This is a genomic window from Synechococcales cyanobacterium T60_A2020_003 (assembly GCA_015272205.1).
Lineage (GTDB): Bacteria > Cyanobacteriota > Cyanobacteriia > RECH01 > RECH01 > JACYMB01.
Genome location: JACYMB010000062.1, coordinates 1 through 10,061, shown reverse-complemented (window position 1 = coordinate 10,061; position 10,061 = coordinate 1). Strand labels below are relative to the sequence as shown.

The window sequence follows — 10,061 nt, the reverse complement described above, 5'->3', positions numbered from 1 at the left end:
CCATTACGCTGGTTGCGATCTTTCTCTCAGGGTATCAATCGTCCTTTAGCATCTCTATCCCGCAGCCCCTTGCTCGCTTTCCCATGGCTCAATCTACCCTTGGGCAATAATCAGTAGAAGTACTTTGCTTGGTATTTCCTAGCGGTTAGGTATTCTAGCTCTTGGAGCGATCGCAGCTAGTGCAAATGGCTATGCAAATTTAGGCCGACCAATCAGGGCGATCGGCGTATATGGAGACGCATATAGAGAATAGTGGGCAGAGTTCCTGAGTCAGTGGGTAACGGTCTTCTTGGCGTTGGGCTAGTCTGTGGGTCTCGGAACATGACCCTCACCAAAGGAGATATCCGGCTTCCGGTGCATCGTTCAGCTCAAAGACAGGTCAAAGAAGAAGGAGTTGCAGATAATCTCCCTGTATGACCAACCGAGCTTTTAGAGCTAAGCTCAAGCGCAAGACTTGAAACGTACATCCATGTATGGTACCTAGGGTCAGGGTTGCAGTATTGTTTGTGAAACAGGGCAAGCTAGGGTAAAGGGCGGAACATTGAGACAGCTCTCGTCAGTATCCGCATACTTCAGATTGTGCTGAATAGAGACGCTAAGTTCCGTTATCGATCGCGATTATTACAATGCAGTCAAAAAAACAACCCACTCGGTTGAGAGTAGACCTACGGCACTGGCTGAGACGAGGTCGGCGAGTTTGGACAACCGCATTTGGTGTAGCCGGATGTGTGCTCCTGCTGCGAATCCTAGGTTTTTTGGAACCTCTGGAACTCGCGGTACTGGATCAATTTTTCCGGTGGCAACTTACCCCTAAAAACGATGACCGGATTACCATCATCAGCATTAGTGACGAGGACATCAAACAACTTGGGAAGTGGCCGTTATCCGATGCAGTTCTGGTTGAGCTCATTAATAAGATTAAGGCGGCGCAACCGCAGGCGATTGGGTTAGATATCTATCGTGAGCTTCCCAACGAGCCTGGGCATGCTGAACTGACTCGCCTATTGGAAACCACACCTATGTTAATCGGCATTGAAAAACTTCCAGATATGGAAAGTCCCGGCGTAGATGCACCGAATGCCTTGGATAGCCGAAACCAGATTGGGTTTAACAACATTGTGATCGATGCCGATGGCAAAGTTCGGCGGATGATTCTGTACTGGACGCTGGACGGTGTCGCTAAAACCAGTTTTTCCCTCCAACTGGCGCAGCTTTATTTACAGCCCCAGGGTATTCGTCCCAAGCCGTCGGCTCGCGATCCCAATATTTTGCAGTTAGGCCAGTCCATTTTTCCGCCTTTACAGCCCAATGCAGGCCCTTATATTGATGCCGATACCCAAGGATATCAGGTGTTTGCGAATTACCGTCAACGACAGTTTGACACGATTTCCATCAGTGAGTTTTTGCAACAGGATCCGAGTCAGGATGCTGCTCTACTGCGCGATCGCATTGTTCTCATCGGTTCAACTGCTGATAGCTTGCAAGATTTTGTTTTAACTCCCTACAGTGGTGGGAATCAGCGTTCTGCTGAACGAATGGCGGGTGTGCAGCTCCAAGCCGAATTTCTGAGCCAGCTTTTAGATAATGCGTTGGGCGATCGCCCAGTCTTGGCGACGTGGGGCTGGGGCGGTGAAGTGCTTTGGATTATTGTTTGGTCAGTCGTGGGTAGTGGTGTGGGCTGGATGCTGCGATCGCCGATCAAAACCTTGGGAGCAACGACGGCACTTAGTGTGGGATTGGTTGCAGGTTGCTATCTGGCGTTTGTCGGAGGGTTGTGGGTTCCGGTGGTGCCACCGCTCTTGACCTTAACGGGCTCAACCCTGGCGATCATTGCCTATCTGGCTCATCTTCGCGAAGAGTTACAAAAATCTAAGGAGTTTTTGAGTTCGGTGATTAACACTATCCCCGATCCCATTTTCGTCAAAGATGTAAATCACCGTTGGATTGTGCTGAATGAGGCATACGGTCAACTGATTGGGCATCCCACTCAAATCTTAATCGAGAAATCGGAGTACGACGTTTTGCCTGCTCACCAAGCTGACCTCTTTTGGGAACAGGATCGGCTGACTTTTCAGAAGGAAACGGAGCAAGAAAGTGAGGAAGAGTTTACCAATGCCAACGGATTCACCTACTGCATTGCGACCAAGCGATCGCTCCACCGAGACTCGGCGGGGAACCTTTTCCTCGTCGGCGTCATTCATGACATTACAGAGCGCAAACGCATGGAGGAAGAACTGCGGCGCACCACCGCTGAGCTGGCTCAGTCCAACGCCAAATTGCGGCGGGCAGGGGATCAACTTCGGCAAATTGCGTTTCATGATCCGCTGACGGGATTGCCAAACCGTGCTGCCCTAGAAACCATGCTGACTGAAGCACTTAAATTAGCGGAAACCCATCAAAAATACGTTGCGTTACTGTTCCTCGACCTAGACGGATTTAAGCAAGTCAACGATACCCACGGTCACCGTATGGGAGATTTGCTGCTCAAAGCCGTAGCACAGCGGCTATTGGGATGTTTACGTGGCAGTGACACGGTTGCACGCCTCGGCGGTGATGAATTTGTGGTGTTGCTTCCGGCGATCGCCGAGGCTCAAAATGTCGTACGTGTTGCCGATAAAATCTTGCAGACTCTCGGTCAAACCTTCGCCATTGAAGAACAAGCGATTCATGTGACGACAAGCGTCGGTATCGCCCTCTATCCCGCCGATAGCCAAACGATCGAGGAGTTGCTAGCCCATGCTGATGCAGCCATGTATCAAGCGAAGCAGCTTGGCAAAAACCAGTACTGCTTTGCGTCTAGCGTGACAGTGTCCGAATCCGCCCATCAGTCCTCGTTATCGAACGCCCGTGAAGACGATCACTCTTGAAGCAATACGGTAGACTAATGTTTTATGATTTTTAAAAATTGCTTAAGGTCGAGATGTGGATGCAACGCCTTCTAGTGAAGTGAGCAAGTAAGACGGGTTTATGGTGATTCTACAGTATCCTTCCTCCCCCCAAAAGCGGAGCGATCGCACCGTTGGCCGACAGTATCAGGCATTAACGATTATGGTCGTGATTAGCGTGCTGTTACTGGGTGGTATGGGCACTCGCCTAGCCCAACTCCAACTGATCAACGGAAATCATAATCGTCAGCTAGCGGATACCAATCGCATTCGCTTGATTCCCCAGCAGCCTGAGCGGGGCAAAATTTTAGATCGACGGGGACGGCTACTCGCAGGCAGCCGATTATCGTACTCCGTCTTTTTGTGGCCCATTGCTAATACCGAAGACGAATGGCAGCCAATCTTAGAACGACTTGCCACGATTTTGAACGTTCCACCCCGTGATATTGAAGAACGCCTGGAACAAGCGGGGTATACGTCTCCGTTCTTGCTTCGCATTGCACGCGGCATTAGCCCCAGCCAGCTTACAACCCTTGCGGAACTCAGTTCAGAATTGAATGGGGTTCAGGTTGAAGGTGAAGCCGAGCGGTATTATCCCAACGGCGATCTGGCGGCTCACGTGTTGGGCTACACCGGAGAGCTGAGTGACGAAGAACTTGTGCATCGGGCAGACGACGGCTATCGGCTAGGCGACATTGTTGGACAGATGGGAGTAGAGGCCGCCTTTGAGGATCGTTTGCGCGGTGAGTGGGGAGGGCAACAAGTCGAAGTAGACAGCATGGGACAGGTGCTGCGCATTTTGGGCAGGCGGGATCCCCAGGCGGGCAACGATGTGCAGCTTACCCTGGATCTAGACCTCCAGAAGGCTGCAGAAGCAGCATTGGGCGATCGCATGGGAGCCATTGTCGCCCTTGATCCGCGCAATGGCGAAGTTCTCGCGATGGTCAGTCGCCCTACCTTCGACCCCAATATTTTTTCCACTTACATTTCGAACGAGCAGTGGGAACGTCTGCAAAGCATGGAGTTTCCCTTCGTTAACCGCGCCTTACAGGGCTATCCGCCTGCCAGTACTTTCAAAATTGTGACCACAACGGCGGCGATCGAATCGGGCACGTTTCCCATCGGCACCGTACTGCCCACGTTTCCCTATATTCAAGCGGGGGGCATCGAATTTTGGGACTGGAACCGGGCAGGCTTTGGGCCTCTCGGATTTGAAGGGGCGATGGCCTTCAGTAGCGATACCTTCTTCTACCAGACGGCTATGGCTATGGGCGAAAAGCCCTTGATCCAGTGGACGCGGCGCTACGGTTTTGGTGAGAAAACGGGGATTGAACTGGCGGATGAGGAGTCGCCAGGGTTGGTTCCTGACGAGCAATGGAAGCTTTTGGAACTCAGCGAACCTTGGTATCAAGGAGATACCATCAATATGTCTATCGGTCAAGGCTATATGCAGGCATCACCGTTGCAGGTTGCACTCATGTTTGCGGTACCTGCTAATGGCGGATACCTCGTCACCCCCCATTTATTAAAAGACGGGCGATCGCCCGATGCTTGGAAAGAGTCCTTAGATATCAGCCCAGAGACCCTTGAGGTTTTGAAGCGAGGACTGCGGGATGTGATCACCTACGGGACAGGGACAGCGCTAAATGTATCGACCCTGCCTCCCATGGCAGGCAAGAGTGGAACAGCAGAAGATCCACCCCGTCTTTCCCATGCGTGGTTTGGAGCCTATGCGCCTGCCGATAACCCTGAAATTGTGGTTGTCGCCTTTGCGGAGAATTCCGGTGGTGGTGGTGGTAAAGTGGCCGCACCGATGGTCAAACAGGTGTTGGAGTATTACTTTAACGGAAAGGCATCGAACGGCCCAGCGGAAACGGTGGATGTATTGTCCGATTAATCGTCAATCCGATAGAGCTCTTCCTAGAGGATGACGGGTAATATTTGAGGAGAGGTGCAGCAAGTACCCATCTTCAGGATTGCTATAAAACTAGCGCTGCGTTCTTGAGGACAAGCGATGGATCTCCCGGAAATTGCCGCATGGTTGGCGCAGAATACGCTGTTTGAGACCTTATCGACGGAGGCGTTGCAGGCGATCGCCTCTGCCCTCCACATCGAGCAAGTTAAAGAAAATCGTCGGCTGGGTTTGGAAGATACACCCCCCACTGCACTCTACGTCCTTAAGTCTGGGCACTTAGAAAGTTATCGCACTAGCGCAAATAGTGCCGCCCAAGCCATCAGTTGGCTACCGGGGGCAGTCCTGTACCTAAAAGAACTGCTACTCCATCAACCTGCAGAGCAAACGTTAATTACGCTGACGGACTGCGAGTTGTGGACTATAGAGCGCGATCGCCTTGATGAGATAGTTCAGCAGTATCCCGAAATCAGCCGCAATTTTTCCCAGCAACTCGCCGCAGAGCTGAGTCAGGTGGAATCCCAGCTTGCCTTTGAGCAGGAACGGCAGATTGTGTTGCGTCCGTACGTAGTACCGAAAGTGCGCCGAGGGGTGATCGGTTCTAGTCGCTATGCGGTGCGCTTGCGGCAGGACATTAAAAAGGCCACGGGCGATCGCCAACCCGTGCTGATTTTTGGAGAACCAGGACTTGAAAAAGACAACATCGCAGCGCTGATTCACTTCGGATCGGGCGATCGCAAACAGCCCATGATTAAGGTCAATTGCGACACCCTTCAGGTCAGTGGTGCGGATCTATTTGGGCGTGAGGGGGGCAAGCCGGGACTCATCGAAGCCTTGGGCGAAGGGACGTTGTTGTTAAATAATGTGCAAGATTTTCCTAAAGCCCTATGGGATAAGCTTGTTCACCTTCTAGAAACCGGAGAATATACGCGCATTGGGCGTGAGGGGCAACCGTCCCCGCAACCGCAGCGATCGCAAGCTCGCATTATCATGAACTCCGAGCGCAAGATTCCCGCCCTGGAGCACTGCCCACGTCTGCGAGTGATCCGAGTGCCCCCGTTGCGCGTTCGGAAGGCCGATATTGAAGCGCAGGTTAACTACTACATCAGCTTATTTTGTCGTGCAAAAGGTTTACATCGCCCGACCATCTCGCCAGAAGCTCTACGACGACTACAGGGCTACGACTTTCCAGGCAACTTATCCGAACTGGAATCCATGGTGGAACGCGCCATTCTCCAAAGCGATTGTGCATCTGTTTTAACGGAAGAGATCTTCTGGGTATCCGAACCGAAGGGGCGTCGATTCCGAGTTAACTTGCTGAATGCCTATCCCCAGCTATGGCGTTTTCTCCGCAGCCCGTGGTATCCCGATCGCATTAACTATGGGGTGACTCTGACGGCCTTTGCTCTCGTGGTTGCCCTCCTGATCTTTGGCCCTCAGTCGCGCGATCGCAACATTGCGCTGAACCTCTTTTGGGCGTGGTGGTGGCCGTTGATTTTAATAGCATTCCCGTTTTTAGGGCGAATTTGGTGTGCCTTTTGCCCTTTTATGATCTACGGGGAAGTCACACAATGGCTGTCGCTAAAGCTATTTCCCGGACAGCTCCGCCCTTGGCCCCGGCAGCAGGCGGATCGATGGGGAGGCTGGTTTATGTTCGGCCTATTTGCGCTGATTCTGTTGTGGGAAGAGTTGTGGAATTTGGAAAACACAGCCTACCTATCGGCTTGCCTGCTCCTCCTGATTACCGCTGGAGCCATGATTTTTTCGGCTCTGTTCGAGCGTCGTTTTTGGTGTCGATATCTTTGTCCGATTGGGGGCATGAATGGGCTATTCGCTAAACTAGCGATCATTGAACTGCGGGCACAGCAGGGAATTTGTGCGGCTAGTTGTACGACGTATCAGTGTTATAAAGGTGGCCCCCAAAAGGGGGATGGCATGGAAACCGGAGGATGTCCGGTCTACTCCCATCCAGCCCAACTCACCGACAATCGCAACTGTGTGCTGTGCATGACCTGTCTGAAAGCCTGCCCGCATCGGTCGGTGGAACTGAATTTACGGCCACCGGGGATTGAGCTATGGACAACCCACCAAGCGACAAGCTACGAAGTGGCGCTTCTCCTGCTTTTATTCGGGGCAGTCTTCCTCCACCGCATTCCGGAGGGGCTGGAACAATTAGGATTTGTGCCGCGATCGCTCCTATCGCAGTTTGGCATCCATACGGGACTATCCCTGATCGCCTTGGTCATTCCAGCCCTTGTGGTGTTGGCAGCTTACGGTCTAATCCGCCTAGTCAATCAGTCTCTCAAGCCCCGATCGTTTGTGGAGTTGGCCTATGGTTATTTGCCCTTAGTTTTGGGATGTAATCTGGCTCATTATCTAGACTTGGGACTGAATGAAATGGGGCGGGTGCTACCCGTAACGCTGGCGACTTTTGGCTTTACTGGCGAAGGACTTCCGGTGATCGTTACCGACCCAGCCGTAATCCTCTTTTTGCAGGGGGTAACGCTTCTGGGAACGGCATTCCTCAGCGTGGTTCTGACCCAAAAGATTGCGCGTCAGCCCCTCCGAAATATGTTGCCGCAGCATGGGGCGATCGCCCTGCTCACGCTCGGGGTTTGGCAAGTCGTTTTGGGTTAACCACCACTGACTGGCGGAATCAAAACAACTTCATCCCCGTCGTTGAGGAGCGTTTCGGGCGGAACAAACTCCAGATTGATGCCAAACCGAGTCACGTCCTTCCACTGAGCGAGTTCTGGGTGCTCTTGAATCAGGCGATCGCGCAGATTGGAAACAGAAGTACCCTCTGGAACGTCTAAACTCAGCTCTGGAACTCCAAAGGCATCCTGATACGCCGCGAATAGTTTGAGCTTGACCGTAATCATGGCGTCATTTCATGGTCAGTACAAGCCCCTACATTACAGGCTAGGCGGCACTTCTGGCTAGTTCCTCAAAAAGATTTTGCTCGCCAGCCCAAACGCTTGCCAATAGCCGCATGCCCCGCTCGGTCAAAACGGCTTCATCCCATTCCAGGGAGATATCGTCTGGATAGCCACCCGCCGCAAACACTAAATCAACCATCCACTCGCCGCAGGGCACAGCATTGGGGATATGGCTCAAGCTCTGGGCAAGCTGAACCTGGTCATGCAGCGGCAGACGGTCCAGCAACAGGTCGTAGATGGGGATTCCGGTTCTCAACTCTACGCCATCCAATACATGGAGAAGGTACCAAGCTGCTTTTTCATCAGACAACTGCTGTAATCGTAATGGAATCCGATCCAGCAATCGATTCACAAAGTCAACGTCTAGGTGGTCATGAACAGCGGCGATCGCCTGATTGATATCCCGCTCTGAAACGGTCGCACAGTTCCCCCAGTCAATGTCAGGGTAGGCCTCCCGCAAAAGTGCGTACGCTCGTTCGGATAGGGCACAGGTTCCGTCCTCCGTGTTGAACGAAAAATCTTCTCCGGGGGTCGCACCGACTTGAACCAGGATTTGGAATAGATCGAGAGCGTTCTGATGCATAAGATGTCTCCTCATGCTTGGTCTGCAAACAAAATTTAATATTTTTGTCTTCACGCCACCTTATAGGGTTCTTTTAAGGGGGACTGTATCCTGTACTACGGTTGCCGGATTGGCAGTGGTGCCGTCTTTTTACCAGTCTGGCAAACCGATTCCTGCCTCGACAGCACCCGAAGGAGGGATAGGGGCGATCGCAAGTCTGGGACATTCGGGCAACGCATTCACCCCTGCATTCAACGAACGGTGTACACTAAAGCGGGGTTTTGGCACAGAGTGGGGAAATGCGAACCAACCGAGATAGGGTGGTCATCCGTTCAAGCTCTGAAAATCTCGACTCTTTGACACCATGGCGATCGCTCCAGATAAGGACATATGGCACCTAGCGCTCCGTTTTTTTTCCACCTTGAAGCGTCCGCAGAGCGTCTGCATCAGTTGCTCGACCGCTTTCACCAGGCGCGAATTTTAATCGTGGGCGACCTCACTGTCGATGAGTTCCTGACGGGACAAGTGGAGCGGGTATCGCGGGAGGCTCCGGTGCTGATTTTGCGCCATGAGTCTACGCGCCAGGTTCCGGGCGGCGGTGCAAATGCGGTTTACAACGTGGCAAAACTGGGCGCTCAGGTGAAAGCGGTGGGTCTGGTCGGGAATGATAGCCAAGGCGAAGCGCTCCGGCACATTTTTGAGGCAGCCTCCATCGACACCCAGGGAATTTTGGTGGATGGCGATCGCCCCACTGTCACCAAAACCCGCATTTCAGGCCATGCCCGCCAGTCCGTAACGCAGCAAATTGTGCGGGTGGATCGAAAGTCGGATGCGTTGCCTAGTCTAGAATTGCAAGAGCATCTTGCCGCGTATATTCGGAGTCAAATCGGCCAAGTTGATGCGGTGATCTGTTCGGACTATGGCGACGGTGCCCTCACCCAACCCGTGATTGATGCCGCGTTGGAGCATCCTCTGGTGGTGGTGGATACCCAAAAAGATCTGCATCGCTATGCGGGGGCAACGATTTTTACGCCCAACTTGCCCGAAGCGGAGTTAGCCGCAGGGTTTGCGATCGCCACCGAACCCGCCCTCCTGGAAGCAGGCCAATCTCTGTTGGATCTCACCCAAGCAAAGTATATGCTGATTACCCGAGGCGAACAGGGAATGAGCATTTTTGACCCAACCGATGCACCGCAACACATTCCGGCATTCAACCGAACTGATGTGTTTGACGTGACGGGCGCAGGGGATACGGTAGCCGCCGCGCTCACCATTGCCCTCGCGTTAGGGGCATCCGTGTGGGATGCCGCAGTTTTAGGAAACTTGGCCGCCAGCTTAGTGGTGCGTCAGTTTGGAACGGCCACAACCTCCGTTGACGAACTCCACCAGGCACTCCAGGGACTATTAGCGCTAGAGGCATCGGAGTTAGGCTAGGTCTGGATATCAAACGTGATGACTCGCTAGAATGTCCGTCACCGCATCGGCAGCGCTACACCGTTGAGCCATACCCGTAAAATAGCCCATGACCTCCTGAGGCGATCGCCATAACGCTAAATGGGCGACGGGCGGATCGGCATAAAAGCTGCGATCGCCCTGTCCCAAAAGTCCGGAACTCCAATGGGTAAAGTAATCATGGCTAAATCGGTAAACCGGAAACGCTTCGCAGAGCGGAACGCCCCAGCCATCCAATGCCAGAAACGCAGCTACTTGACCACCTTGGCGTTGCCAACGGCGTGCCGCACCGACTGCACCCACAACCCCTG

Annotated in this window: 7 protein-coding genes and 1 pseudogene; 4 read left to right on the top strand and 4 right to left on the bottom strand. The window is 53.0% G+C overall.

Going from position 1 to position 10,061, the window contains the following annotated elements:
- Positions 1-626: 626 nt before the first annotated feature.
- The 3 genes from IGR76_03260 (at position 627) to IGR76_03250 (ending at position 7,434) form a co-directional block, all read left to right on the top strand.
- A complete protein-coding gene (locus IGR76_03260; protein ID MBF2077547.1) occupies positions 627-2,867 on the top strand; it encodes a CHASE2 domain-containing protein in 2,241 nt (746 codons plus the stop codon).
- Between the two features lie 100 nt (positions 2,868-2,967).
- Positions 2,968-4,782, top strand: coding sequence for a penicillin-binding protein 2 (gene mrdA, locus IGR76_03255; GenBank protein ID MBF2077546.1), 1,815 nt, complete (start codon positions 2,968-2,970; stop codon positions 4,780-4,782).
- A 117-nt stretch (positions 4,783-4,899) separates the two neighbouring features.
- On the top strand, positions 4,900-7,434 hold the full coding sequence (locus IGR76_03250; GenBank protein ID MBF2077545.1) for a sigma 54-interacting transcriptional regulator: 2,535 nt from the start codon (positions 4,900-4,902) through the stop codon (positions 7,432-7,434).
- Here the strand turns inward: IGR76_03250 and IGR76_03245 are convergent.
- From IGR76_03245 to IGR76_03235, 3 genes are all read right to left on the bottom strand, one after another.
- Positions 7,431-7,679, bottom strand: coding sequence for a MoaD/ThiS family protein (locus tag IGR76_03245; GenBank protein MBF2077544.1), 249 nt, complete (start codon positions 7,677-7,679; stop codon positions 7,431-7,433). The genes IGR76_03250 and IGR76_03245 overlap by 4 nt on opposite strands.
- 40 nt (positions 7,680-7,719) lie before the next feature.
- Complete coding sequence (locus IGR76_03240) at positions 7,720-8,319, bottom strand: hypothetical protein (GenBank protein MBF2077543.1); 600 nt, start codon at positions 8,317-8,319, stop codon at positions 7,720-7,722.
- Between the two features lie 129 nt (positions 8,320-8,448).
- Complete coding sequence (locus IGR76_03235) at positions 8,449-8,586, bottom strand: hypothetical protein (GenBank protein ID MBF2077542.1); 138 nt, start codon at positions 8,584-8,586, stop codon at positions 8,449-8,451.
- A 102-nt stretch (positions 8,587-8,688) separates the two neighbouring features.
- Here IGR76_03235 and IGR76_03230 point away from each other — a divergent pair, with 102 nt between their 5' ends.
- A complete protein-coding gene (locus tag IGR76_03230) occupies positions 8,689-9,732 on the top strand; it encodes a bifunctional hydroxymethylpyrimidine kinase/phosphomethylpyrimidine kinase (protein MBF2077541.1) in 1,044 nt (347 codons plus the stop codon).
- 96 nt (positions 9,733-9,828) lie between these two features.
- Here the strand turns inward: IGR76_03230 and IGR76_03225 are convergent.
- A pseudogene (locus IGR76_03225) lies at positions 9,829-10,061 on the bottom strand (hypothetical protein).

Bases quoted from the DNA above. Each gene is read 5' to 3' on its own strand.
- IGR76_03260 (MBF2077547.1), top strand. From the start codon at position 627: ATGCAGTCAAAAAAACAACCCACTCGGTTGAGAGTAGACCTACGGCAC.
- mrdA (MBF2077546.1), top strand. From the start codon at position 2,968: ATGGTGATTCTACAGTATCCTTCCTCCCCCCAAAAGCGGAGCGATCGC.
- IGR76_03250 (MBF2077545.1), top strand. From the start codon at position 4,900: ATGGATCTCCCGGAAATTGCCGCATGGTTGGCGCAGAATACGCTGTTT.
- IGR76_03245 (MBF2077544.1), bottom strand. From the start codon at position 7,679: ATGATTACGGTCAAGCTCAAACTATTCGCGGCGTATCAGGATGCCTTT.
- IGR76_03240 (MBF2077543.1), bottom strand. From the start codon at position 8,319: ATGCATCAGAACGCTCTCGATCTATTCCAAATCCTGGTTCAAGTCGGT.
- IGR76_03230 (MBF2077541.1), top strand. From the start codon at position 8,689: ATGGCACCTAGCGCTCCGTTTTTTTTCCACCTTGAAGCGTCCGCAGAG.